This is a genomic window from Shouchella rhizosphaerae, from assembly GCF_036700015.1.
In the GTDB taxonomy this organism is placed as follows: domain Bacteria; phylum Bacillota; class Bacilli; order Bacillales; family Bacillaceae_D; genus Shouchella; species Shouchella rhizosphaerae.
Genome location: NZ_CP144921.1, coordinates 3,167,487 through 3,191,143 on the forward strand (window position 1 = coordinate 3,167,487; position 23,657 = coordinate 3,191,143).

Sequence of the window (23,657 nt, forward strand, 5' to 3'; positions counted from 1 at the left end):
TCCGGCCGTAGTAGTCTTCCCGCATCCCTGAAGGCAACGTAACATCTCAAGGCTGCTTTAAATCGCGATTCTAATCACAAGACAGAGTAGCTAGATTGTTAGATCTGCAAACTGAGCGTTGGCGGCTTCGACCAAATCACTTAACCGAAGTTCCATCTGCAAGCCAACTTTTCCAGCATTTACGACAATGGCATCTAGCTGTGCCGCTTGGGAATCGATAAAAGTCGGGTATGGCTTCTTCATGCCGATTGGCGAACACCCGCCACGGACATAATTGGTCACATCATGGAGCTGTTTCGCCAAGAGCATGTTAACTTTTTTTTCCGCAGTCACTTTTTGCAGCTTTTTTAAATGAAGCTCTTCGTTCACAGGAATGAGCGCAACGTAAATAGCACCGCTTTTTCCTTGGGCAACAAGAGTTTTATAAACAACGTGTTCCGGTTTATTGATCTTTTGCGCGACCGATTGGCCATCAATCTTGCCATCTGAAACCGGATAGGAAAACAAGGTATAAGGTTTCTTATGTTGTTCTAACAAGCGAATCGCATTCGTTTTAGTTTGTTTCATCTCACACCTCAATAGTAGGGTTCATGCTTCTTTTTACATTTTACAGGAAACAGCTGTCCAGAAAAAGAGGGAACATCCTCAATGGTGGAAAAAAACGTAATCGTCATAAGAGAAGCAGACTGTTCTTTCGACGTTAACGCCAGTTCAGCAAAGGGGGCATGGAACGAATTCAAGCTGTATACATTCCTAAAGAGCACTGTTGTTTGTCAAGAAAAGAGCGAAAAACCTATTGACAGGTCGGAATAGTGAGAATAATATAGAGTCAGTTCTTTTAACGAATCCGTCTATAGCGGTTTCTTCTTTTCGCTCAAAAACCAAGTAATTATCTATTTTTAATGCATTAAATCGGATTAAAGGGGTGTATTCTATGAAAAGGGGATATGGTGTGTCTGTCGCGACTGTAGGAGTGCTGCTTGCGGCTTGTGCTCCTTCAGGTGAAGAAACATCAGGGGAGGGGAATTCAGTTGAGATTTTAAACGTATCTTACGACCCAACTAGAGAATTATATGCAGACGTAAACAAGGCATTTGCTGACCATTGGTTGGAAAAAACCGGTGAGCACGTAGCTATTAACACTTCCCACGGTGGTTCAGGCAGCCAAGCGCGCTCCGTTCTCGACGGCTTGGAGGCAGATGTCGTAACATTAGCCCTTGCTTATGATATTGATATTTTGCAAGAACGGGAGCTTCTTGATCCAAATTGGCAGCAGCAATTTGCCGATCAATCTTCTCCTTATACGTCGACGATTAATTTTCTTGTCCGCAAAGGGAACCCAAAACAAATTGAAGATTGGGATGACCTCATTCGCGATGATGTGGAAGTGGTGACGCCAAATCCGAAAACGTCAGGCGGGGCAAGATGGAACTATTTAGCGGCTTGGGGTTACGCAGAAGAAACTTATGGTTCAGAGGAAGCAGCGCAACAATTTGTTGGAGACTTGTACCAAAATGTAACTGCATTAGATTCAGGCGCTAGGGGCGCTACGACTTCTTTTGTGGAACGGGGCATTGGCGATGTTTTGTTGGCATGGGAAAATGAAGCGATTCTTGCCGCAAATGAGCTTGGCGATTCTGAGTTTGATATTGTGACACCGTCGATGTCGATTTTAACGGAACCTCCTGTTGCCATTGTCGATAAAGTCGTCGACCAAAAAGGGACGAGAGAAGTAGCGGAAGCCTATTTGCAATTCCTTTACAGCGATGAAGGGCAGGAGTTGATCGCCGACCATTATTACCGGCCACGGAATGAAGCAGTTTTAGAGGAACATCGCGATGTGTTCCCGGAAGTAGAGCTATTTACAATTGACGATAAATTTGGCGGCTGGCAAGAGGCGCAGGACAAACATTTTGCTGACGGCGGCATATTTGACCAGATATACCAGCCCAATTAAGGTGAGCGTTGCCGCCTTGATGTTCCATAAGCAGCATGGAACAACTAGAAAAACAGACGATAGGAGTTTGCTATGAAACGGATATTGCCGGGATTTGGCTTAAGCTTTGGGTTTACAATGCTCTATTTGAGCTTTGTGGTGCTCATTCCATTAGCTGCATTGCTGTTGTTTACTGTCCACAACGGCTGGGAAACGTTTTGGAATGCCGTAAATGACCCCCGCGTGTTCGCCGCATTTCGATTAAGCTTCTCGGCTGCCTTGATGGCGGCATTAATCAATGGCGTGTTTGGGCTATTAGTGGCATGGGTGATGGCACGCTACTCGTTTTTCGGGAAACGATTGATGGATGGCATGATCGATTTGCCGTTTGCTTTACCGACAGCCGTAGCGGGCATCGCCTTAACAAGCCTCTATACGGAAAATGGCTGGATTGGGTCATTGCTTGCGCCTTTAGGCATAGAGGTTGCCTTTACGCCGATTGGCGTCACGATTGCGTTAACTTTTATTGGCTTGCCATTTGTTGTCCGAATGGTTGAACCTGTGCTTAAAAACCTCGACAAGGAAGTAGAAGAAGCGTCCGCTCTTTTAGGAGCAACGCCAGTAAAAACATTTTTAACAGTCATTTTTCCGGTGTTGGCCCCGGCACTATTAGCCGGTATGGCGCTTGCCTTTGCCAGGGCGCTAGGTGAATACGGTTCAGTTGTATTTATTGCTGGGAATATGCCGATGCAAACAGAAATAGTGCCGCTTTTGATTATGACGAAGCTTGAGCAATTTGACTACGGGGGCGCTACCGCGATTGCGGTCGTTATGCTAGTCGTGTCATTCTTGCTGTTGCTGTTTACCAATGGCTTGCAGTGGCTATTGTCAAAACGATTAGGGCAAAAGGGGGCGTAAAAAATAAACAGCCGCAAAACGTGGAGTCAATTCCTATTAATCATTGTCGCTTTTTTGTTTTTAGGTGCTTTTTTATTGCTCCCGCTTATCGTCATTTTTGCAGGGGCGTTTTCACAAGGGCTAACAGTGTTTTTGGCAGCGATTAATGAGCCTGCTGCACGTTCAGCGATTCAGCTTACGCTGCTTGTGACCGTAATTACCGTGCCGTTGCAACTGTTGTTTGGCTTGTCGGCAGCGTGGCTATTGACAAAATTCCGTTTTCGAGGAAGGCAGTTGCTCATCACCTTAATTGAAGTTCCTTTTGCTGTGTCACCCGTTATTGCGGGTCTAGTGTTTATTTTGTTATATGGTGTTCACGGCTTTTTTGGCGAATGGCTTCAAGCACAAGGTTTCCAAATCATTTTCGCCGTCCCAGGCATTGTGCTGGCCACGATGTTTGTGACATTGCCTTTTATTGCAAGGGAACTCATTCCGTTAATGGAAGCACAAGGTTCTGAAGCGGAAGAAGCTTCGCTCACACTTGGGGCAGGCGGATGGCGGACATTTTGGCATGTCACGCTTCCCGCGATTAAATGGGGGCTTTTATACGGCGTCATTCTATGCAGTGCCAGGGCGATAGGCGAATTTGGTGCTGTATCAGTTGTGTCTGGGCGCATTCGGGGACAAACAAATACAATGCCTTTACATATTGAAATTTTGTACAATGAATACCAATTTACTGCTTCTTTTGCAGTAGCGGCGCTCATGTCGCTATTTGCGCTCGTTACAATTGGCGTTAAACAATGGGTAGAGTGGCGGCAAAAAAGGAGGAGCTATGACGATCTTACTGAACAAAATTGACAAACGCTTTGGGAACACCCATGTTTTAAAGCAAGTAGATTTACGGGTAGAGCAAGGTGAGTTGCTTGCTTTGCTCGGACCCTCGGGATCGGGGAAAACAACGCTATTGCGAATGATCGCTGGCCTTGAAGCAGTTGACTCTGGAGAAGTTTGGATCAATGGAAAACATGTCACTAACGTTAATCCAAGAAAACGAAAAGTGGGATTCGTGTTCCAGCACTATGCATTATTTGCCCATATGACGGTTGAGCAGAACATTGCTTATGGCTTGAATGTATTAAAACGATCGGAACGGCCAAGCAAAGCAGAGATTAAAAGCATTGTCGAACAGCTGCTGGCGCTTGTCAAGCTAGAAGGACTTGAAAAGCGCCGCCCATCAGAGCTTTCTGGCGGCCAACGCCAACGAGTCGCCCTTGCCCGGGCGCTGGCGATTAAGCCTGAAGTGCTGTTGCTTGATGAGCCATTTGGCGCCCTTGATGCCCAAGTGCGGAAAGAACTAAGGCGCTGGCTAAGGACGTTGCACAAAGAAACAGGGATTACGACTGTGTTTGTTACACACGACCAAGAAGAAGCGCTAGATGTTGCAGATAAAATTGTCGTGATGAATAAAGGCGAGATTGAACAGGCTGGCACGCCAACGGAAGTATATGAGGAGCCAAACAGCCCATTCGTTTACGAATTTCTAGGCAATGCCTATCCGTTTAAAGGCGTTAGCCAATCTGGGAAATTAGCCGTTGCCGGTGCCAAGTGGGAGCTTGCTGCAATCGATGCTACGACAAATGGACCAGTCGTTGGCTATGCTCGCCCCCATGAAATCGCTGTTTCCAAAACGTATGAAGGCGAAGGGGATTTGCAAGTTGATATTGTTTCCGTCCATCCTGTAGGGCCCATTGTATTTATTGAAGCAAAATGGGCGGGAGAAGGCGATACGATTGAGATTCAGCAACCTAAAAAAACATTTGCGCAATTGGGGCTTTCTATCGGTGATAAAGCGTACATTCGACCAGAAAAACTAGGCGTCTTCCAAGTAAGCGATTATACCATTTAGTTCTCATTCAAAAAAGCAATCTGATGAATAGGATTGCTTTTTTGAATGTTAACGTTTATCAAATATTGATGGATGTAAAAATTGAGAAGAAATGGTACAATAAAGGCAAATGTAAAAATTGGAATAGAGGTGCTGCTAATGCCATATGGAACCGAGGCGTTCGGCAATGTAAATGGCGAAGAAATCTCCCTCCAGTTTATCGGCGCAACGGAAGACAAGCACTGGCTGTTCCCCTTTGTCAAACAACGCCTTTTTGGCAACGAGCCAGTAACAGAAACAGAATGCAAAATTGAAAAGGAAGGCGATTTGCGATTGGAAATTGTTGGAAAGGGCGAGGCCAAAAAAAGAGCGGTGCCAGATGGCGTATGGACTTTGCCATTCCGTATCCACCAAGCGGTTGACACGAGGCGACCGTTTTCTGAACTGGTCCAATCGATGGCCAAACAAGAAAGGAAACGGCGCCGCAAAAATGAAGGCAGGTTTGTGTATGAGGTAGCAGAAAAAGAAAGCGATTTTTTTGCGTTTTATTATAATATGCACAAGCCGACAATCGATAATCGCCATGGGGACAGCGCGATCAGTGAACCGGTGGACACTGCCTTTGAAAAATTATTTAAGAGCGGAAAGCTGTTTCTTGTTAAAGAAAACGGGCTTGCCGTTAGCGGTGGTTTGTGCGCAATAAACAAAGCACATCGCCGTTTAGACGCAAGGTTGATAGGGGTAGCTGGCGGAGAGGCACGGCATCGCCAAAGTGGCGCGCAAGCTGCCGTTTATGACTTTTTGCTGGAATGGGCATGTGGAGAGTCAGACATCGATGAGGTCGACTTCCAAGGCGGTGAACCGTTTTTGTCGAAAGGAACGGTCCAGTATAAAAAGCGCTTTGCTACAATGGTGAAATGGCCGCCTGCTGCTTTCGCGGACAAGCGGGTGTTGTTAAGTGCAAATATCGAATCCCCTGCTATAAAACAATTTTTGCTAAATAATCCAGTATTTCTAGCTAAAGGAGACGCCATTGGCTGTGGGTTTTTTACAGATGAAACAAAGAAGCCAAGGTATGACTTAGCCGTTCGTACTCCCGGGGTTGAGTTTGAAACAGAGTTGAACCTTGGAGTGACTTCTCCTAGCAGGCAACATCAGCCTGCATTCTAAACATGAAGGGCATTCACTTATGTTTGTTAGTGAATGCCCTTGGACTGTAACGTTTCCGATTAATGGAGCCACATAGCCGCCATTATCCAGACATAAAGCGTTGCCTCAACTTAAAACGGCCCGATCATCGGCAAATTGGCCGCCGCGAATTTTTTGGAATTCACTTAGCAGCTTTTCGACGGTCAGTTTCCGCTTTTCGGCTGCTGTTGCCTCAAAAATAACCTGTCCTTTGTCCATCATAATCAACCGGTTGCCAAGATCCAATGCTTGCTGCATATTATGGGTGACCATCAGTGTTGTTAATTTGGTTTTGCTAACAATTTCCCGTGTTTTATCTGTAATCAGTTCGGCCCGGGATGGATCGAGTGCAGCCGTATGTTCATCTAGCAATAAAATTGACGGGTTTGTAAAAGTCGCCATCAAAAGCGACAACGCTTGCCGTTCCCCACCTGACAGAAATCCGACTTTAGCCGTTAAACGGTCTTCTAAGCCCATGCCTAGCGAGGCAAGTTGTTCCTTGAAAAGAGCGCGCCTGTTTTTGGTTACCCCGATCCGGAAAAACGAACGCCTTTTGGCGCGGCTGTACGCCATTGCCATGTTTTCCTCAATCGTCATCGAAGGAGCTGTGCCTGCTTGCGGGTCCTGGAACACACGGCCAATTAGTTTAGCCCGTTCGTGTTCAGGGAGATTGGTGACATTGTTTCCGTTAATGTCAATCGTGCCGACATCAGGCGCCAGGTGGCCAGCAATTAAATTCATCAATGTTGATTTGCCGGCGCCGTTGCTGCCGATCACAGTAACAAAGTCGCCTTCTTCCAGTGTGAGATTGATTGACTGGAGCGCCATTTTTTCATCAACAGAGCCTTCGTTAAAGACTTTATAAACATCATTTAGGCGAAGCAAGGCTGCTGGCCTCCTTTCTTTCTTGCTGAATCGCTTTAAGCCGTTTTGCTTTGCGGCTTTTGTTGCGTGACTGCTCGATCAGCATTGGTACAACAAGGGCGCAAATGACGATCACTGCTGTGATTAACCGCAAATCGCCTGCTTCTAAAAACTCAACGCGAAGCGCCAGTGCAATAATGATGCGGTAGACAACAGCGCCAATAATGACGGCAAATGTAATCTTAACGAGCGATCCTTTGCCAAACAGGGCTTCACCAATAATGACAGAAGCAAGCCCGATAATAATCATCCCAATGCCCATGTTGACGTCAGCAAATTTTGTATACTGGGCCGCGGTTGCACCGGCTAGTGCAACGAAGGCATTGGACATGCCGAGGCCGATGATTTTAAGGCGGTCTGTATTAGCTGATAAGCTGCGGATCATTTTCGGGTTGTCGCCAGTTGCACGCAAGGCAAGGCCTGACTCCGTTTTTAAAAAGAAGTCAATGACAAGCTTGACTGCTAAGACGAGGACAATGACGAACACAAGGATTGACCAGCTTGATGGAGTAAATCCGCCTAGCCCAATCGAAGTTAAGGCGCCATTAACCGCGTTGTCAATCGGCAATCCTGCCCACCAGTCTGTAAAAACAGTCAGCAATGAATCCTCACGCATCAGCGAGATGTTTGGGCTGTTGCCCATAATCCGCAAGTTAATCGAATATAAAGCAATCATCATTAAAATTCCGGATAAAAGGGGATTGATTTTTCCTTTTGTATGAAGCGTTCCTGTTAAGCAACCGGCGATAAAGCCGACAACAAGGGCGCAAAACGTAGCAAGCAATGGCGAGTAGCCGCTTGTGATCATAATCGCAGCAACGGCAGCACCTGTTACGTAGCTGCCGTCAACGGTCAAATCAGGAAAATCGAGAATCCGGAATGACAAGTAGACGCCGAGCGCCATGATTCCATAAATTAAGCCGAGCTCTACAGCTCCAAAAACAGCGGTAAACATCCGGTTTTCACTTCCTTCGTGTTACTCATCGATGACATCATCAGCAAGCTCTTCCCAATCGTCTTGCCATTCAATTCCCATTCGTTCCGCCGCACCGCGGTTAAACACTAAATTGAGTTCTGGCGGCAGCTCAACGGACATCGTGCTTACATCGGCTCCATCATTTAAAATCTCAACGGCCATTTCTCCTGCTTTGTAGCCAATGTCGTAATAAGAAAAGCCAAAACCAGCAAGCCCTCCTGCTTCGACAGAGTCCATTTCACCTACAAATAATGGCAATTGCTCTCTTTCCGCGACGCCGATGACAGCATCCAATCCAGCAACAACATCATTATCTGTAATGATATAAAGGGCGTCGATGTCGCCAATTAAGCTTTCTGTCGCCGTTTGCACGTCAGCAGATGTTTGCACCGTTGCCTCAACAATGGACATTCCCCTAGCTTCAGCAGCTTCTTTGGCAAGGTTCACTTGGTGTTGCGAGTTTTGCTCGCCAGCGTTATAGACCATGCCAATCCGTTCGAGGTCAAACTCTTCATCCATTAATGCGATCGATTTTTCAATCGCTTCTGGATGGAAGTCAACCGTGCCTGATACATTTCCCCCTGGCTCTTCTAATGAATCGACAAGTTGAGCCCCTACTGGGTCCGTAACAGAGGTAAACAGAATAGGGACTTCCGTTATCGATGAGGCCATAATCTGTGCTGCTGGTGTAGCATTGGCAAATACAAGGTCAACTTCATTGCCAATAAGCTTGTCAGCGATCGTTTGCAACGTATTGGCATCTCCGTTTGCGTTGTTTTCGTCAAATGTTACGTTGAGCGCTGAGTCCTCAAGCGCTGCGCGGAACCCTTCTGTTGCTTGGTCCAATGAAGGATGGTCAGCGTACTGGACAATGCCAATTTCAACACGTTCTCCTTCCGCTTCGCCTGATTGCTCTGTGCTTCCGCAAGCAACAAGAAGGCCAGCTATAGATGTAAGTGCAACCGTAAATAAAAGATGTTTTCTCATGGGGTGTCCTCCTACTCCTTAAAATAAGAACGATTATGCCATTATATCGAATGAAAATTTCTATAATAAACACCATACAACAGTTTGGCGATTTAGTCCATTACAGCGCCAAACTTTTTTGTTTTTTTAGGAAAATTTTTTTCGCCCATCTGCCACTATGCTACAATAACCTCAATTGAAGGCGTCAGCGCACAAAAAAACCGGCTGGAGAAGATTCCCAAGCCGGTTCGGTTTAACAAAATGTGTCTTTCGGTTTTGGTACGGAAAGGCCAAAAAGAGGCCGTAAATAGAGAGCCAAAAAGGTACCACCAAGTGCCATTACCCCCCAAATATAGCCATGGGCACTAAAGGAAGCAATGCCGCTAAAATAAGCGCCGACGTTACAGCCAAAAGCAAGGCGTGCGCCGTAGCCCATAAGCAATCCGCCAATCACGGATGCTGCGGCATTTTTGGCGGTAATGTTTGAGAATTTGAATAAGCCACCTGCGGCAGACGCAATAAAGGCTCCTAAAATGACGCCAAAGTTCAATACGGTTGTCGTATCGGCGAAAATGGACGCATGGAGCGCGTCAATGTTGCCTTGCCAGTAACCCCAACTTTCTACATTAAATCCAAGCGCGTCTGCTGCTTTTGAGCCCCAGAGCGTGAAAGCTGACGTTACACCCCATGGCGAACCGCGCGTAAGAAGAGTAAGCGCATTAAGCACTGCCAAGGCAACTGCAGCGGCCATAAGTGGCCACGAACCGCGGAAAATCCGTTTCCACCCACTTGCTGACGGCAAAGCAGCCATTTTCGGCGGGTTGCGTTTTTTCTCAATCCAGAGCGACAACAGGATGGCGGCCCCAAAAATCAACAACGATACGAGCCAAGCACCGCCGTAGCCAAGGTTCGTCGACGTAGCAAGGGAAAACGGTTCTGCGGCTGGCATATCGTTCATCCAAAAGCTAAAGTGTGCAGCGCCAATTGTTGAACCGATGATAAAGAATAATAGCGTAATAAACATAACAGAACGGCCGCCGCCAACGGCATACAAAGTCCCTGAGGCACAGCCGCCGCCAAGCTGCATGCCGATGCCGAACAAAAAGGCGCCGACAATCAAACTGACGCCAACAGGCGAGACGTTGCCTGTGGCTTCAGCGCCAAAAAATGTTGTGCCTATTGCGAGAATCGGCGCAAATAAAGAACAAGCAACAGCAAGCATGACCATATGGGCACGGATCGCTTGGCCGTTGCCGACAGAGGCTAGGCGTCGAAAAGCCGATGTAAAGCCGAAACGAGCATGGAATAATGTATACCCAAGCCCTAAACCGATGACAAGGAGCAGCGGTTGGACAATATCTTGTGTAAAAGCCAAAAATAGTGTTAACGCTGCCGCGACCACAAGGCCGCCAATGACAAGCCGGTTTTGCGGGCGGTTTAAAGCGGGTGCTTTGTTCTGTTGGATGTCTCGGTGTGGTTGCGATGATGCGATTACAGACAACAAAATCACCTTCTAATCTTATTAATTTAGTCCGAATTATATCGTAAAGGCTATTTGTATTTCTGTCAAGAAAACGAGGAAATAAGGATGAAAGGGAGGAAGACCATGGAGTTAGAAACGAACCGTCTATTCATAAGACCTTTTCAAGAAAGCGATTGGAGCCGATTGTATGACTATGCTAGGCAAACGGCGGTCATGCACTATATACCAGGTGGAGCATTAGACAAACAAGGAGCAAAAGCATTTGTGAGAACGAATAGCGGTAATAATGCAAAGGCTTTTGCTGTGATCGAAAAACACAGCGATTCTTTAATTGGGCATATTGATTTTTTTGATTACTTTGGCGGCCATACGTATGAGATTGGTTGGGTATTCGATCCAAAATGGCAAAGGAGAGGCTTTGCGACAGAAGCTGCACAAGCTTGTATAGAGGAGGGATTCTCTAACATCGGTCTCCATCGCATTGTAGCCACGTGCCAGCCGGAAAACATCGCCTCTTGGAAGTTAATGGAGACCATTGGTATGCGTAAAGAAGGATTTTGCCGGCAATGCATTCCTACTCGGTCAGGCGGTTGGTGGGATGAGTACTTGTATGCGATTTTACGAGAGGAATGGGCAGAAAAAAGACTCAAATAAGGGGGATACAATGGAAGAGCTAACGAAGTTGTTGAAAAGCCAAGAAGAAGCGTTGCTTACTGCAGAAGTGCGGACATCGCTCGACCGCCTTAGTGAGCTTTTGGATGATGATTTTTTTGAATTTGGCAGTTCCGGTACAGTGATCCACAAAGAGGATGTATTTGCAGAAAATCAAAAAACAGTTCCTCATTGGAAATTGTCCCATTTTCAAGTTCGGATGCTTGCGGTGGATACGGCACTTGCCACTTATTTCATCATTAACAAAAATAGCGGCAGGAGGACGCTTCGCAGTTCGATATGGCAAAATAAGCAAGGAAAGTGGAAGATGGTGTTTCATCAAGGGACGGTGACTAAGTGGGATCCAGAGCAATTAAACTCACTACTCACTTAAAGGGGCGGTATGAAACTTTTTAGCGCCAGCATGCGTATAAATGGAGAGAGAGGGGGAGAAAGATATGCTCAGTTGGATTTTGATTATGGCGTTCACATGTGTCAATTTAAATGTATTTACATGGGCCAGTCGCTTAAAAGAGAGACCGAAATCATGGTTGTATGCACAAGGAGCCCGTTATTTATTTGGACTTGTACTTAGCTTTCTATTTATTTATGTATGGTTAATTGACGTTAGTGTCACTGGCCTATTAAATACGTTTGGTTTTGTTGTCGCAATCAATTTAATTGTTTCCGGGCTCGTTCATTTCGTTCCGCAACCAAGCAAAAAATCAGGCAGTAAGGTGAAAAAGTTAAAGAAACCAAGTTTTTCTGTCGGAAAGGAAAGCGGCATTGGCGTTTTGCTTTTGCTTGGTTTGTTAGCGATGAATTATGTGTATCCATTGACCGTAACAAAAGAACTCGCACAGCTTGGTGAATTTGAGGTGAGTGAAGAGCAAATTGAATCGGTGACAGAAGACGGGGTTCGTTCCGTGCCTTATACATACGCGCGTTACAAATCGGAAATCGTCTTTGGCAACATTGACAATTACTCGTTTTATGAATTAGGGGAAACGAGCATCCAGAAAATCAATGACGAACTGTTCTGGGTATCGCCGATTGAATATTCGAGTATTTGGCGGTGGCTGCGAGCTGACCATGCACCAGGCTATGTCATGGTTAGTGCTGAAAATCCGAATGCGGAAGCACAGCTTGTTGATGACTATGAAATGAAATATGTGCCGAGTGCCTTTTTTGGTGAGAATCTTGACCGCCATGTCCGCAAAGCATATGGTGATATCATTTTACTTGGCTATTCGTTTGAACCAGACGATGATGGCAACCCGTATTACGCCTATTCATATGCTTATTACAAACACTACCGCACAGCACCGAAAGCAGACGGTGTGATACTAGTCGATGCAGTGACGGGGGAAATGGAGCAGTATCGATTAGGGGAACAGCCTGAGTTTGTCGACAATGCGATTGATTATAGCATCGCCCTCGATTATGCGAACTGGTTTGGTACTTACAGCAACGGCTTAATCAACGCCTTGTTTGCGAAGGAAGGCGTCCACCAGCCGACAAGTGACGAGGAAATGATCGGCGTATTAGGGGCCGATGGCGATATGTACTGGATGATTGACCATATGCGGCCCAATCAAGATTCAAATGCGATGGTTGGCTTTACAATGGTAAATGCGCAAACAGGGGAAGCAACCTATTATACAGGAAATTCAGGAATGACCAATGCCCGTGGCGCTCTGGATGCGGTCAACCGTTCCTACCAACGTGAACAATGGGAAGGAACACAACCTGTCCTTTACTCGGTTTATGACAATTACACGTGGGTCGTTCCAGTTGTCGACCAAAGTGGCTTAATGCGTGAAATCGCGATGGTACACGCCGATTCTTCCAGTGTGGCAAGAGGCGCATCCCGTGAAGAAGCCTTTCATAATTATCGGCAAATGCTGGCGACTGATTTGGCAGATGATGACTATATCCCGACCGATTTATACGAGCAAGAAACCGTTTCTGGTAAGGTATACCGGGTAAGCGATACATTTAATAGCCGCTTTTTGCAAGTGTTGCTAGAAGGGGAGAGCCGTGTGCTTGAATTTGACGTCACCACTAGCGCTAATGCGGTATTTATTGAGCCAGGCGATGAGATTGAAGCACTTGTGGTCGATACAGAAGAAAATGTATTGCAAGTGATTGAATTTACGAATGCAACTGTTGATGACGAATTTGGCGAAGTGGAAGAATTTGAACTCGATGAAACGCAAACAGGTGGAGAACCAGAAAACCAAAACAGCACTGAACAAGAGACAGACAGTGAAGCAGAAACCGAGTAAGAACAGAATAAAGATGTACAGGAAAAACAACGGGCTCGTTTTTAGCCCGTTGTTTTTTTGAACGAGAAAGGAAGGGAAATTCATAGAAGGAAAATCGAAACATGCAACTAATTAAGACAGGAAGGGTTTGTAAGTGAGAAAACGAACGCGCCTTGTTAGAAAACATAACATAGAGAATTAAAAATGAAGGAAAAATAATAATAAAAGTGTAAAAATTTATTGCTTTATTATAAAAACTTATGTATCTTAAAAGATATATTTCGATACTTTTGAAAAAGGAGGGTGCCGATGGAACAAGTGGTGTTAGAGCTTAAAAATTTGCAGACAACGTTCCAGTCTGGCAAAACAGCCGTTCCTGCAGTAGATGGCGTCAGCCTTCATGTCCGAAAAGGGGAAGTGTTAGGGATTGTCGGTGAATCTGGCTGCGGCAAAAGCGTAACGTCGCTGTCGATTATGCAGTTAATTCCAAGTCCGCCTGGAAAAATTGCCGGTGGCGAAATCCTCTATAAAGGCGAAGACATTGCAAAGGCAAAGGCCAAGCGAATGAAACGGTTAAGAGGAAAAGAAATCTCAATGATTTTCCAAGAGCCGATGACGTCCCTTAACCCTCTGTTTACAATCGGAAACCAACTGATTGAGGCAATTCGCAACCATAACAAAATCAGCAAAAAAGAAGCCCGGGCCAAAGCGATCCAACTAGTACGCGATGTCGGCATACCGCGAGCGGAGGAAATCATTCATGAGTATCCCCACCAGCTTTCAGGCGGGATGCGGCAGCGGATTATGATTGCAATGGCAATGTCTTGCGATCCAGAAGTGCTCATTGCAGATGAACCGACAACAGCGCTCGATGTCACGATACAAGCGCAAATTCTTGATTTAATGAAATCTCTTAATGAACAAAAGGGCATGGCGATTTTGCTCATTACCCATGACTTAGGCGTTGTTGCCGACATTTGCCACCGAGTCGTTGTCATGTATGCGGGACAAGTTGTGGAAGAAGGCACTGTGCGGACGATCTTAAAACAGCCGAAACATCCGTATACACAGGGACTTATCCGTTCGTTGCCAAAGCTTACAGAACGAAAACAGCAATTGTACTCGATTCCAGGCACTGTCCCACAGCCAGGAGCAATTGAACAAGGTTGCCGTTTTGCTGAACGCTGCGAATTTGCTTTTGAGGCCTGTTTTCAGAAAAATCCAGCGCTTCTTGAGCTAGAGGACGGCCATGCTTGCCGTTGTTTGCTATATGAAGGAGGCAACGAAGATGCCGGCTAAGCCGATTTTGGAAGTAAAGCAGTTAAAAACGTATTTTTCCATTAATGGCGGCGTATTTTCCAGAAAAATCGGAGAAGTGAAAGCAGTAGATGGTGTGACATTTTCGGTCAAGGAAGGCGAAATTTTAGGAATTGTTGGCGAATCAGGCTGCGGTAAGTCAACGACGGGAAAGTCGATTTTGCGCTTGATCGAGCCGACGGAAGGGGAAGTCGTTTTTAACGGTCAAAAAGTGACAGCTTTGTCCGCTGAAGAAGTACGAAAATTGCGCCGGGATATGCAAATGATTTTCCAAGATCCATATGCTTCCCTGAATCCACGGCACACAATTGAAAAAATCATTAGCGAGCCTTTAAACGTGCATGGCATTGGCACGAAGGAAGAACGAAAACAGAAAGTCGCAGAGCTATTAGAAACGGTAGGCTTGCGTCCAGAACATGCAAAGCGTTATCCTCATCAGTTTAGCGGCGGCCAGCGCCAACGGATTGGGATTGCTAGGGCACTGGCGGTAAACCCAAAACTTGTGATTTGCGATGAGCCGGTTTCCGCATTAGACGTTTCGGTGCAGTCACAAATTTTAAATTTAATGGAACGATTAAAAGACGAATTTAAGCTTACATATTTGTTTATTGCCCATGATTTAAGCGTGGTCAAGCATATCAGTGACCGTGTCGGTGTGATGTACCTTGGCCGGCTTGTCGAATTGGCGGACAAAGACACGTTATATGAGCGTCCGAAGCATCCGTATACAAAAGCATTATTGTCAGCCGTTCCCGTTCCTGACCCAGATATTACGAATGAACGGATTGTTCTTACTGGCGATGTGCCAAGCCCGTCAAATCCACCGAGTGGCTGTACGTTCCACACGCGCTGCCCCTCGTGTATGGACATATGCAAAATAAAAACGCCTGTTTGGCGTGACGTCGGCAATGGGCAGTTTACAGCGTGCCATTTGTATAATGAAACCACCGAAAAGGAGATGATCAAATGAAAAAAGCAAAAATGCCTCTTTTCTCTGCGGCGTTGTTAGCCGTCTTTGTCCTTGGTGCATGCGGAGGCGATGAAACAAGCACAGATGGAAATGGCGAACAAAACAACAACGGCGGTGAAGAAAGCAGCAGCGGAGGCACGCTTATTTTTGCCCGTGGCGGCGACTCGCAAAGCCTTGATTATGCTTCGGTTACAGACGGGGAATCGTCTCGTGTGACCAAACAAATTTATGAAACGTTGATTGAATTTGCCGATGATTCATTTGAATTGGAGCCAGGGCTTGCTAAAGATTGGGATGTTGATGACGAAGGGCTCCGTTATGTGTTTTATTTACAAGAAGGTGTTACATTTCACGATGGCACGCCATTTAATGCCGATGCAGTGAAAACAAATTTTGAGCGCTGGGCAGACCCGGATCATGAATATGCCTTTACCGATGAAGGGTACAGTTACAGTGTATATGGCACCCAGTTCGGCGGTTTTAAAGGCGATGATGGCCATGTGATTGAGGAAATTAATGTGATTGATGATTATGAAGTCGAGTTTGTCCTGTCCAAACCCCTTGGTTCATTTTTACAAAACATGGGGATGAGTTATTTTGCGATAACATCTCCAGCAGCCCTTGAAGAATATGGCGCTGATATTGATGAAAATCCAGTTGGTACAGGGCCGTTCAAATTTGTCAGTTGGACAAAAGACGCAAGCATTGTCCTCGAAAAAAATGAAGATTACTGGCAGGAGGGCTTGCCAAAACTAGATGGCGTCACTTTCCAAGTGATCCCTGATAACTCAGCGCGCTTAACGGCGCTCCAATCTGGTGAAATTGATTTAATGGATGGCCTTGCCCCTGATGATGCCGCCATGATTGAAGGGCAAGCAGGATTAACAACGTTTGAGCGGACGCCAAACAACGTTGGCTATCTAGGCTTCAACATAGAAAAGGAGCCATTTAATGATGTCCGCGTGCGCCAGGCTATTAACCACGCCATTGATAAAAACGAAATTATTAATAATATTTACGGTGGATTGGCGGAGCCGGCTGCCAATGCTGTACCAAAAGACTACCTTGGGCACAATGATGACGTTGTCGCCTATGAATACGATATGGATAAAGCAAAAGAATTGCTCGAAGAAGCTGGTTATGGCGATGGATTTGAATTTGACTTGTGGACGATGCCGGTGAGCCGCCCTTACATGCCTGATCCTGAACAAGCAGCGGTGGTGATCCAAGATGCCCTGAGTGAATTAAACATTACTGCTAATATCGTCACAAAAGAATGGGCAACGTACTTGGAGGAAATCGAGCTTGGCTATCAAGATATGTTCATGCTTGGCTGGTCTGGCGTCAATGGCGACCCTGATTACTTCCTTGGCAGCTTATTGTCTACAGACGGCATTCCTGGCAGCAACCAAATGTTTTTTAGCAACGAAGAAGTCGATGCCTTGTTAGCAGAAGCAAAGACGACGATTGATCCAGACGAACGGGCGGCATTGTACGAAGAAGCGCAATTGATCATTCATGAGGAAGCGCCAATGGTGCCTCTTGTCCATGCCATTCCTGCGCTCGCTGGCGTCGACACCATTTCCGGCTATGTTCCGCATCCGTCAACAAGCGAGAGCTTGAAACATGTAGAAATTTCAAACTAGCCTACTGCAGGCAGCAGACAATTTCCTGCTGCCTGTCTTTATTCAATAAAATGAGGTGAAGCCGATGTTGGCGTACGCGATTCGCCGGGTTCTTTTGCTTATACCGGTTCTCTTTGGCATGACGCTTGTGACATTTTCGATTATCCAGCTCATTCCTGGGAACCCAGCGCAAACGATTTTAGGGGAACAAGCAACGCCGCAAGCGATTGCAGCACTTGAAGAACAGCTTGGCTTAAATGAGCCGTTTTGGGTGCAGTATGGCGTTTACATATCCGATTTGCTATCAGGCGACTTAGGGGTTTCCCTTAGGACGAATAATGACATTGCTCAAGAAATGTGGCCGTATTTGGCCGGAACATTAGAGTTAACCGTTTTTGCGATGTTGTTTGCGATTTTTGTTGGCGTCAACGCCGGAATTATTAGCGCCTGGAAGCAAAACTCGATTTTTGACTATACAAGCATGGTTATCGCACTGATTGGCGTTTCCATGCCCGTCTTCTGGCTCGCATTAATGGAACAATGGTTTTTTGCCCAGGAGCTTGGCTGGTTTCCAGCTTTTGGCCGCAACAATCCTCGTGAACCAGTTGAAGCGATCACACATCTTTATATTTTAGATGCAGCATTGACTGGGAACTGGCAACAATTAGAGACGACGCTCAAACACTTAGTCTTGCCAATGGTTGCCCTTGGCACCATTCCGATGGCGATCATTGCCAGGATGACCCGTTCAAGCATGCTTGAAGTGCTCCGGTCTGATTATATTCGCACTGTCCAAGCAAAAGGGTCGAACCAGTCTGTTGTCATCTACAAGCATGCCTTGAAAAACGCTTTTATCCCTGTCATCACAGTCGTTGGTTTACAAGCGGGCACTCTTTTAGGTGGTGCGATTTTAACGGAGACGATATTCAGTTGGCCAGGGATTGGACGCTACATTTATGACGCCATTTCATACCGGGATTATCCGGTCATTCAATCAGGGATTCTTGTGATCGCCTTCATTTTTGTTTGTATCAATTTAGTGGTTGATTTGCTTTATGCCGCCATTGACCCGCGGATTAAATATGATTAGGGGGGACCGGATGTGGAAACGGAAACGCAGTTAGCAACAAACCCATCTCCCAAGCGTCCAGATAAAAAGGAGAACAAAGCAAAGTCTCCATGGGCGACTATGATTGTTCAGCTAATCGAAAATAAACTATCTTTAATTGGTTTAATCATTATTATCTGTTTTCTATTACTCGCATTGCTGGCCCCTTATTTAACGCCGTATTCATTTGCTGAAACCAATTCGTCGATTCGGTTATTGCCCCCTTCTGGCGATCATTGGTTTGGTACGGACGATCTCGGCCGCGACGTGTTTACAAGAGTCGCTTATGGAGCGCGGATTTCCCTTTTGATCGGCTTTTTCGCCGTCGTCGGTGCAATGGTTGTCGGTACGCTGCTCGGGCTGATTGCAGGCTTTTACGGAAAGTGGGTTGATATGCTTCTTTCCCGTGTCTTTGATGTGATGCTTGCTTTTCCGAGCATTTTGCTGGCGATTGCCATTGTCGCTATTCTTGGCCCGTCGCTTTCCAACGCGATGCTAGCCATTGCGATTATTAACGTGCCGATTTTTGCACGACTTGTACGGTCTAAAGTCATCAGCCTTAAACAGGAAGAATTCGTAATGGCGGCTCGTGCCCAAGGAATGAAAAACGGCCGTTTGCTGTTCCACCATATTCTCCCGAACAGCATGGCGCCGATCATTGTCCAGGCGACGTTAGGATTTGGCGTCGCGATTATTGAAGCGGCCGCACTTGGCTTTCTCGGCATGGGGGCGAGCCCGCCGACGCCAGAGTGGGGCAAAATGCTTGCTGATTCAAGAGGCTATATTCAAAACGCCTACTGGTCTGTCCTTTTCCCAGGCTTGTCGATTATGCTAGTCGTGCTTGGCTTTAACATGATCGGTGATGGGTTGCGCGATGCATTGGACCCGAAAATGAAGGGGAAATAAGGCAATCGGTTATGAATGCAGCGTTAAGGGGCGAAAGCATCTACGAGTCGTAAACACCATTAGCCCCTTGTCTGTTTACAGCTTCACACTTGAGAATTGTTCAATATCCTTGTAAAAACTTGCAACATCTTCAGCGTAAGGATGATGGCCACAATCAAGTAGCGCGATTTGTTGGTTTGGAAACGAGAAACGCTGATAATGGTGAGGGCCGATTGCATGATCATGCTTGCCTGCAAGAATGAGGACAGGCTTAACAAATTCAGTTGTCCGTTTTCGATAATCGATTGCGAACAAGTCAGAATGCAAGAATGCCTGCTGAAAGCGATGGTCGCTTTGGTTATCGGGGCGATCGTCGGCCTGTTCTAACCGCTTTGCATGTGCGGTGTGTTGAAACTGGATACGTTCCCAGTTTCCCGCTTCACGGAGTTGGATAATGGTATCTTGAAAGTGCTTCACCAATAAACTTGTTTGTGTAGGCGGGTTAACGGTTTTCCCGAGAAGATTGCTCCCGTACTTTAGTTGATAGGTTAACGATTCAGCCATATACAACGTCGTATTGCATAAAATTAACGAATCTACCCGGTTAGGGTACTGTAAGGCATAGAGAAAGGCGAGTAAGCCGCCAAACGAGTGGCCGAACACGCTCCACTTGTGAAAGCCAAAAAAACGGCGGACTTCTTCCATATCTGTAAGCAAGCGGTCATAACGGTAGGTAGACGAAGGCGCATGTTGTGAACGACCGCAACCTCGTTGATCAAGGTAAATCATTGTTCTTGTTTTCTCCAATATGGGGCCAGCGAGCTGTTCAAAAGAGCCGCTCCAATATCCAGGGCCGCCATGTAGGAAGAGTGTTGGTAATCCGGTGACACGCTTATTCGCATAGACGAGACAGCCATCTGACAGTTGGATGTGCATAGGGAAACTCCTTGTCTGTTTTTCATTATTTTCCCATGAGTTTAAGGAAGATGTAAAGGAGGCGTAAACACTGAAATCATCCTTATATATCGTTCGGCATGCCGAGGCAACTGGGCAACAGCCCGATGCTCCCTTAACAAATAAGGGGGAAAGCGATGCTGAACGCTTAGCTGATTTTTTTCATCGAAAAGGCATTAAACATATCGTTTCAAGCCCATTTGCCCGTGCAGTGGCGACCGCTAAACCAACCGCAGAAAAATTAGCGCTTCGTATAAAGCAAGACCAACGTTTACAGGAACGGGTTTTATGCGGGAAACCGGCAGACAATTGGTTGGAATTGTTAGAGAGCAGTTTTCACGACATGGACAAACAATGGCCAGGTGGCGAGTCATCCAATCAAGCAAAAAAGCGGATATTGGCCGTTGTGGAGGAAGCCGCAAAAACTGAAGAACCCACTGTCATTGTTAGCCATGGAAACCTAATTTCGTTGCTGTTGCATACAATCGATCCACAATTTGGTTTTCAGCAATGGAAACAAATGCAGTGCCCCGAAGTTTTTCACGTCGATCTAGTAGGTCAAACAATCACAAAAATCGACCTTTCCTAGAAAAAATGAGCCAGCTTGTGATGCCATGTGCTTCCAAGCTGGCTCGTTCTCTTAAAAAATAAAACTAGTCTTTCCGAGCAGCATTTGCTATAATTTCCTGACGAACGTTCGGAAGGTGGGGTGGAAAATGACAGCTAAAGACATTAAAGCCGCCGCGTTTAAATTTTTTTCACGGCATGGCTATGAAGGCGCATCGTTGTCGCAAATCGCCCATGAAGCGGGCATAAAGAAACAGAGCATTTATACGCATTTTGACGGGAAAGACGATTTGTTTATGCAAGTCGTTCATGATGTGGCTGAGTTGGAATTGGGTATGAAAAAGCAGCTGCTCGAAGACTTCGAAGACGAAGCCTTTGAACAACAACTTTACCGTTATGTGTCTGAACATAAACGACTTGTAGAGGAAGATGAACGGTTTTTCTTTTGGCTGCGAATTTCGTTTTTCCCGCCCGTTCACCTTTATGATGAAGTTGAGGAGATCTTTATGCGCAATGAGGAGCAAATTGAAAGGCTCATCTATCAGTTGTTTGCGAAAGCGATAAAGGCGAAACGAATCGGAAGCCAAAACCCGGAAACGCCGACGCTTGCTTTTATGGCATTGTTGGATGCTTTGGCTATTGAGCTCGTGTATGGGGCAGATAAAGAAAGAATCAAGAAAAAGACGGCTGCTGGCTGGGCCGTTTTTTGGCGAGGAATTATGGCAGGTGAAGATACGTGAGTACACAACATACACAAAATCCTTTAGACACACAACCAATAGGGAAAATATTTCTCCGTTATTTAATCCCATCATTAGTTGGGATGATTTTAATGGCTGTCAACTTGGCGGTTGATGGAATTATGGTCGGAAATAAATTGGGCCCAGTCGCTCTTGCTGGCGTTAATATTGCTGGACCGGTATACACCGTGTTTGTCGCAATGTCCCTTTGGCTTGGCATTGGCGGTGCGACCTTGTACTCTCAGAGCATGGGGCGAAAAGAGCCCGAGCGTGCCCGATTTATTTTTACCCATTCTTTAGTCTTAATTGGGTCAGGCACACTGATCATTGGCTTCATTGCTTGGATGTTCCATGAACCGCTCGTTTATGCGCTGGGCGCCAATGATGAAACGGCTCCGTTTGCCGCTGATTATATGAATGTATTTTTAGTGTTTGGCTTTGTTTTCACATTGGAAAATGCGTTTAGCATTTTTGTACGCAATGACGGCAATCCAAACTTGGCGATGGCAGCGCTTGTAACAACCGCTTTTTCCAATGTAGGGATCAACTATATGATTTTATATGTGTTTGATATGGGGGTTCGTGAAATTGCGTTTGGCACGATTTTGGCGGCAACATTAGGGTTGCTTGTGCTCACTACCCATTTTTTTACGAAGAAAAGCAATCTCAAACTTGTTCCATTTAGATTTGAAAAGCCTTTAACGGTCAAAGCGTTTACATTTGGCTTCCCAAGTTTTCTTGCTGAAGTAGGCATTTCTGTATTTACGATTTCACATAACATTATGTTTGCCCGTTTAGCGGGCACAGTGGGCGTAGCGGCTTTTTCTGTTTTAAATTATGTTCATGGCGTCATGTTGCTTATGTTCTTAGGAATGGGATCGGCGATTCAGCCGATCATCAGCTACTTCCACGGAGCAGATGAAACCGCGAAAAAACGGGCGATTATGCGAATCGCTATAAGGACTGCTTTTATCGCTGGGGCGGCTTGCTTCTTAATTGGCCAAGTGGCAGCTACACCGATTGTCCATTTATTTGGTGATTTTCCCACTGAAGTAAAGGAAATGGCTACCCTTGGGATACGCTTGTTTTTCATTGCTTATTTTGTCATGGGGATTAATTTTGTCTTAATGAGTTATTTTCAATCAATTGGTTCTGTGGCAGTAGCGACGTGGATTACCGCAGGCAGAGAGATTTTTTTTATGCTACTGTTTCTTCTTACCATCCCGTTTGTGTTTGGCGCCAATGCGATCTGGCTATCCATTCCGTTCGCCGAACTAGCAGTATTGGCATTTATCCTCGTTTATTTAAAGCGGAACCGGATTGTTTTTAGGGAGGATAAAGGACTTTAATGGTACCGTCACGTTAAAAAGAGTGCATAAAAACCGCTGATAACAGTGTTTGCTATCAGCGGTTTTTCGTTCATTTATAGGCCGCTTTCTAAAAAGATCCATGTAGTAGTTAATTTCGTTTGTTTTTTGCGTGGTCTGTCACAGCATGAACCGCACGTTCAAGCATCGCGGAAAAGTGGTCATTGCCAAGGGAAACAAGCCCTGCCTCAGTCGCACCGCCAGGCGTCGTCACTTGGTCACGCAGTTCCTGCGGGGGAGCGCCTGTTTCTAACATCTTTACGCTGCCAGCAAGCATCGTTTTTACCAAATGCCGCGCTTGTTTATCGGTGATGCCATAGGATAAAGCCATTTTTTCCAGTTGCAGCGCGAATTCATAGACAAAAGCCGGCGCACTGCCCGTGATTGCGGTTAAATCATGAATTTGCTCTTCCGATAGCTCTTCCCCTGCTCCAATGGCGTGAACAATCTCTTTCACGAGCAGCTTTTGCTTTTCAGCTACGTTTTTCCCGAATGCGTAGAGGCTGATCGATGTGCCAACTTGTGCCGCCGTATTCGGCATAATCCATGCCGCTGCTGTTCCTTCCGGCAATTGTGCTTCCATGTCACTCGGACCAATTCCAGCAGCAACGGTGATGATGAGTTGGCCGCGAATCATAGGGGCCAACTCGGAAAGGACTTCTCCATGGGCAGACGGTGGCATCGCTAACAGAAGGACATCTGCCTTTGCGGCAATCGCTCCATGTGTGTCAACTGGCGTAATGGCATAACGTTGTGCTAGCTCGCCAAGGCGCTCTTTGTTCGTGCGATTGGTGACATAAATTGAATCAAATGGTTGCTTAGGCTGGCGCAACAACCCGGAAAAAATCGCTTCAGCCATGCGGCCAGCGCCAATAAATAAAATCGATGGCAACGTTTATCCTCCTAAAAAGAATCATGCATGCCAGCTAATTTGGCATTGGTCAGACT

The 23,657-nt window shown here is 46.0% G+C and carries 23 protein-coding genes; 16 read left to right on the forward strand and 7 right to left on the reverse strand.

Annotated elements, in window-relative coordinates; genetic code table 11:
- Positions 1-90 precede the first annotated feature (90 nt).
- Positions 91-567: a Cys-tRNA(Pro) deacylase gene (gene ybaK / locus V5G21_RS15620; protein ID WP_011246076.1), complete on the reverse strand. Its 477-nt coding sequence runs from the start codon at positions 565-567 to the stop codon at positions 91-93.
- Positions 568-934: 367 nt separating this feature from the next.
- On the opposite strand from ybaK, the gene V5G21_RS15625 reads away from it, so the two are divergent.
- The 5 genes from V5G21_RS15625 (at position 935) to V5G21_RS15645 (ending at position 5,891) form a co-directional block, all read left to right on the forward strand.
- On the forward strand, positions 935-1,957 hold the full coding sequence (locus tag V5G21_RS15625; protein WP_063609405.1) for a sulfate ABC transporter substrate-binding protein: 1,023 nt from the start codon (positions 935-937) through the stop codon (positions 1,955-1,957).
- Between the two features lie 72 nt (positions 1,958-2,029).
- Positions 2,030-2,854, forward strand: coding sequence for a sulfate ABC transporter permease subunit CysT (gene cysT / locus V5G21_RS15630; protein WP_063609406.1), 825 nt, complete (start codon positions 2,030-2,032; stop codon positions 2,852-2,854).
- A gap of 3 nt (positions 2,855-2,857) precedes the next feature.
- Positions 2,858-3,694 (forward strand): sulfate ABC transporter permease subunit CysW, encoded by an 837-nt coding sequence (gene cysW / locus V5G21_RS15635; protein ID WP_050748953.1) that lies wholly within the window; start codon positions 2,858-2,860, stop codon positions 3,692-3,694.
- Positions 3,669-4,742 carry a sulfate/molybdate ABC transporter ATP-binding protein gene (locus V5G21_RS15640; protein ID WP_011246080.1) on the forward strand — a complete coding sequence of 358 codons (1,074 nt, stop codon included), beginning with the start codon at positions 3,669-3,671 and terminating at the stop codon, positions 4,740-4,742. The genes cysW and V5G21_RS15640 overlap by 26 nt, the downstream gene beginning before the upstream one ends.
- Positions 4,743-4,880: 138 nt before the next feature.
- Positions 4,881-5,891 carry a hypothetical protein gene (locus tag V5G21_RS15645; protein ID WP_338464927.1) on the forward strand — a complete coding sequence of 337 codons (1,011 nt, stop codon included), beginning with the start codon at positions 4,881-4,883 and terminating at the stop codon, positions 5,889-5,891.
- A 105-nt stretch (positions 5,892-5,996) separates the two neighbouring features.
- Here V5G21_RS15645 and V5G21_RS15650 read toward each other — a convergent pair whose 3' ends face one another.
- From V5G21_RS15650 to V5G21_RS15665, 4 genes are all read right to left on the reverse strand, one after another.
- On the reverse strand, positions 5,997-6,794 hold the full coding sequence (locus V5G21_RS15650) for an ABC transporter ATP-binding protein (protein ID WP_011246082.1): 798 nt from the start codon (positions 6,792-6,794) through the stop codon (positions 5,997-5,999).
- Positions 6,778-7,788, reverse strand: a complete 1,011-nt coding sequence (locus V5G21_RS15655) for an ABC transporter permease (protein ID WP_011246083.1) — start codon at positions 7,786-7,788, stop codon at positions 6,778-6,780. Before V5G21_RS15655 ends, V5G21_RS15650 begins: the two co-directional genes overlap by 17 nt.
- A gap of 21 nt (positions 7,789-7,809) precedes the next feature.
- On the reverse strand, positions 7,810-8,796 hold the full coding sequence (locus V5G21_RS15660) for an ABC transporter substrate-binding protein (RefSeq protein ID WP_011246084.1): 987 nt from the start codon (positions 8,794-8,796) through the stop codon (positions 7,810-7,812).
- Positions 8,797-9,028: 232 nt separating this feature from the next.
- The gene (locus tag V5G21_RS15665) at positions 9,029-10,276 is read right to left on the reverse strand and encodes a YeeE/YedE family protein (RefSeq protein ID WP_011246085.1); all 1,248 of its coding nucleotides are present in this window, start codon (positions 10,274-10,276) and stop codon (positions 9,029-9,031) included.
- A 105-nt stretch (positions 10,277-10,381) separates the two neighbouring features.
- Between V5G21_RS15665 and V5G21_RS15670 the strand changes: the two genes are divergently transcribed.
- From V5G21_RS15670 to V5G21_RS15705, 8 genes are all read left to right on the forward strand, one after another.
- Positions 10,382-10,912 (forward strand): GNAT family N-acetyltransferase, encoded by a 531-nt coding sequence (locus V5G21_RS15670; protein ID WP_011246086.1) that lies wholly within the window; start codon positions 10,382-10,384, stop codon positions 10,910-10,912.
- Positions 10,913-10,922: 10 nt separating this feature from the next.
- The gene (locus V5G21_RS15675; RefSeq protein WP_050748955.1) at positions 10,923-11,303 is read left to right on the forward strand and encodes a DUF4440 domain-containing protein; all 381 of its coding nucleotides are present in this window, start codon (positions 10,923-10,925) and stop codon (positions 11,301-11,303) included.
- A gap of 64 nt (positions 11,304-11,367) precedes the next feature.
- Entirely contained in the window at positions 11,368-13,197 is a 1,830-nt protein-coding gene (locus tag V5G21_RS15680) for a hypothetical protein (protein WP_011246088.1), read from the forward strand.
- Positions 13,198-13,485: 288 nt separating this feature from the next.
- A complete protein-coding gene (locus V5G21_RS15685) occupies positions 13,486-14,475 on the forward strand; it encodes an ABC transporter ATP-binding protein (RefSeq protein WP_011246089.1) in 990 nt (329 codons plus the stop codon).
- On the forward strand, positions 14,465-15,463 hold the full coding sequence (locus tag V5G21_RS15690; RefSeq protein WP_011246090.1) for an ABC transporter ATP-binding protein: 999 nt from the start codon (positions 14,465-14,467) through the stop codon (positions 15,461-15,463). The genes V5G21_RS15685 and V5G21_RS15690 overlap by 11 nt, the downstream gene beginning before the upstream one ends.
- Positions 15,460-17,109, forward strand: coding sequence for an ABC transporter substrate-binding protein (locus V5G21_RS15695; protein ID WP_011246091.1), 1,650 nt, complete (start codon positions 15,460-15,462; stop codon positions 17,107-17,109). The genes V5G21_RS15690 and V5G21_RS15695 overlap by 4 nt, the downstream gene beginning before the upstream one ends.
- A 64-nt stretch (positions 17,110-17,173) precedes the next feature.
- Entirely contained in the window at positions 17,174-18,178 is a 1,005-nt protein-coding gene (locus tag V5G21_RS15700) for an ABC transporter permease (protein ID WP_011246092.1), read from the forward strand.
- Between the two features lie 12 nt (positions 18,179-18,190).
- The gene (locus V5G21_RS15705; protein ID WP_011246093.1) at positions 18,191-19,102 is read left to right on the forward strand and encodes an ABC transporter permease; all 912 of its coding nucleotides are present in this window, start codon (positions 18,191-18,193) and stop codon (positions 19,100-19,102) included.
- A 75-nt stretch (positions 19,103-19,177) separates the two neighbouring features.
- Here V5G21_RS15705 and V5G21_RS15710 read toward each other — a convergent pair whose 3' ends face one another.
- Positions 19,178-20,017: an alpha/beta hydrolase gene (locus tag V5G21_RS15710; RefSeq protein WP_011246094.1), complete on the reverse strand. Its 840-nt coding sequence runs from the start codon at positions 20,015-20,017 to the stop codon at positions 19,178-19,180.
- 88 nt (positions 20,018-20,105) lie between these two features.
- Here V5G21_RS15710 and V5G21_RS15715 point away from each other — a divergent pair, with 88 nt between their 5' ends.
- From V5G21_RS15715 to V5G21_RS15725, 3 genes are all read left to right on the forward strand, one after another.
- Entirely contained in the window at positions 20,106-20,624 is a 519-nt protein-coding gene (locus V5G21_RS15715; RefSeq protein WP_235360801.1) for a histidine phosphatase family protein, read from the forward strand.
- 127 nt (positions 20,625-20,751) lie between these two features.
- Positions 20,752-21,342, forward strand: coding sequence for a TetR/AcrR family transcriptional regulator (locus V5G21_RS15720; RefSeq protein WP_011246096.1), 591 nt, complete (start codon positions 20,752-20,754; stop codon positions 21,340-21,342).
- A complete protein-coding gene (locus tag V5G21_RS15725; RefSeq protein WP_011246097.1) occupies positions 21,339-22,691 on the forward strand; it encodes an MATE family efflux transporter in 1,353 nt (450 codons plus the stop codon). The genes V5G21_RS15720 and V5G21_RS15725 overlap by 4 nt, the downstream gene beginning before the upstream one ends.
- A 109-nt stretch (positions 22,692-22,800) precedes the next feature.
- Here the strand turns inward: V5G21_RS15725 and proC are convergent, their stop codons facing one another.
- The gene (gene proC, locus V5G21_RS15730) at positions 22,801-23,601 is read right to left on the reverse strand and encodes a pyrroline-5-carboxylate reductase (protein ID WP_011246098.1); all 801 of its coding nucleotides are present in this window, start codon (positions 23,599-23,601) and stop codon (positions 22,801-22,803) included.
- Positions 23,602-23,657: the final 56 nt, after the last annotated feature.

What these genes read in the sequence shown, in the direction of transcription:
- V5G21_RS15685 (WP_011246089.1), top strand. Translation starts at nt 13,486, where the DNA reads ATGGAACAAGTGGTGTTAGAGCTTAAAAATTTGCAGACAACGTTCCAG.
- V5G21_RS15680 (WP_011246088.1), top strand. Translation starts at nt 11,368, where the DNA reads ATGCTCAGTTGGATTTTGATTATGGCGTTCACATGTGTCAATTTAAAT.
- V5G21_RS15645 (WP_338464927.1), top strand. Translation starts at nt 4,881, where the DNA reads ATGCCATATGGAACCGAGGCGTTCGGCAATGTAAATGGCGAAGAAATC.
- V5G21_RS15695 (WP_011246091.1), top strand. Translation starts at nt 15,460, where the DNA reads ATGAAAAAAGCAAAAATGCCTCTTTTCTCTGCGGCGTTGTTAGCCGTC.
- V5G21_RS15700 (WP_011246092.1), top strand. Translation starts at nt 17,174, where the DNA reads ATGTTGGCGTACGCGATTCGCCGGGTTCTTTTGCTTATACCGGTTCTC.
- V5G21_RS15625 (WP_063609405.1), top strand. Translation starts at nt 935, where the DNA reads ATGAAAAGGGGATATGGTGTGTCTGTCGCGACTGTAGGAGTGCTGCTT.
- V5G21_RS15640 (WP_011246080.1), top strand. Translation starts at nt 3,669, where the DNA reads ATGACGATCTTACTGAACAAAATTGACAAACGCTTTGGGAACACCCAT.
- V5G21_RS15655 (WP_011246083.1), bottom strand. Translation starts at nt 7,788, where the DNA reads ATGTTTACCGCTGTTTTTGGAGCTGTAGAGCTCGGCTTAATTTATGGA.
- V5G21_RS15720 (WP_011246096.1), top strand. Translation starts at nt 20,752, where the DNA reads ATGACAGCTAAAGACATTAAAGCCGCCGCGTTTAAATTTTTTTCACGG.
- V5G21_RS15710 (WP_011246094.1), bottom strand. Translation starts at nt 20,017, where the DNA reads ATGCACATCCAACTGTCAGATGGCTGTCTCGTCTATGCGAATAAGCGT.
- V5G21_RS15675 (WP_050748955.1), top strand. Translation starts at nt 10,923, where the DNA reads ATGGAAGAGCTAACGAAGTTGTTGAAAAGCCAAGAAGAAGCGTTGCTT.
- ybaK (WP_011246076.1), bottom strand. Translation starts at nt 567, where the DNA reads ATGAAACAAACTAAAACGAATGCGATTCGCTTGTTAGAACAACATAAG.
- V5G21_RS15670 (WP_011246086.1), top strand. Translation starts at nt 10,382, where the DNA reads ATGGAGTTAGAAACGAACCGTCTATTCATAAGACCTTTTCAAGAAAGC.
- V5G21_RS15690 (WP_011246090.1), top strand. Translation starts at nt 14,465, where the DNA reads ATGCCGGCTAAGCCGATTTTGGAAGTAAAGCAGTTAAAAACGTATTTT.
- cysT (WP_063609406.1), top strand. Translation starts at nt 2,030, where the DNA reads ATGAAACGGATATTGCCGGGATTTGGCTTAAGCTTTGGGTTTACAATG.
- V5G21_RS15660 (WP_011246084.1), bottom strand. Translation starts at nt 8,796, where the DNA reads ATGAGAAAACATCTTTTATTTACGGTTGCACTTACATCTATAGCTGGC.